The organism is Burkholderia sp. LMG 13014 (genome assembly GCF_905232215.1).
GTDB lineage: Bacteria > Pseudomonadota > Gammaproteobacteria > Burkholderiales > Burkholderiaceae > Burkholderia.
Genome location: NZ_CAJNKE010001068.1, coordinates 1 through 821, shown reverse-complemented (window position 1 = coordinate 821; position 821 = coordinate 1). Strand labels below are relative to the sequence as shown.

1 protein-coding gene is annotated in these 821 nt (G+C 70.2%); it reads left to right on the top strand.

Going from position 1 to position 821, the window contains the following annotated elements; genetic code table 11:
* The coding region (locus tag JYJ84_RS37425) for a transglutaminase family protein (protein ID WP_205190371.1) at positions 1–821 on the top strand (821 nt) is incomplete at both ends.

Here is an 821-nt window from a genome sequence, read left to right as displayed (position 1 = left end):
GAGCCGACGCTGTCTTATGCCGACGGGCTCGGCAACCGGATCGACCTCGTGCGGCACGACCGCGGCGCGAAGGCCGAGATCGTCGTCATCGCGGCCGGCGTCGTCGAGACGCAGGACCGCTCGGGCATTATCGGCAATCCTGAAGGCTATGCGCCGCCGTGGATCTTCGAGCGCGAAACCGCGCTCACGAAGGCGGGCGACACCGTGCGTGCGCTCACGCAGGCGTTGCCGATCGAGCCGCGCAGCCTCGATGCGCTGCACTGGCTGATGACGGAAGTGCACGACCGCATCGCGTATGCGCCGAACCTGGCCGCTGAAGCGCCCGTCGATGCGGAAACCGCGTTGCAAAGCGGCGAGGGTACGAGCCGCGACCATGCGCATGCGTTCATCGCGGCCGCGCGCGTGCTGAAGATCCCCGCGCGCTATATCTCGGGCTACGTGCTGGCCGACAGCGCGATGCAGCGCATCGCCGACGCGAAGCAGAACGCGGGCGACGTCGAGGAGGAGGAAGCGCTCGCGCTGCAGAGCGGCGAGGGCATGCAGCAGGTGCTCGGCGCGTCGCATGCCGCGCAGTCGCAGGGGCTGCCGCAGCCGGCGCTCGGCGCACAGCCGCAAGCGGCCGGGCTGATGCAGCAGCCGGCCGGACATGCATGGGCCGAGGCCTATGTCGAAGGGCTCGGCTGGGTCGGGTTCGATCCGTTCATGAATCGCTGCCCGGACGAGCGCTACGTGCGCATCGCGGTCGGCCTCGACTATCGCGACGCGCAGCCGGTGACGGGGCTCGGCGCGACGGCCGTCGGCGTCGAGATCAGCGTCGTGCA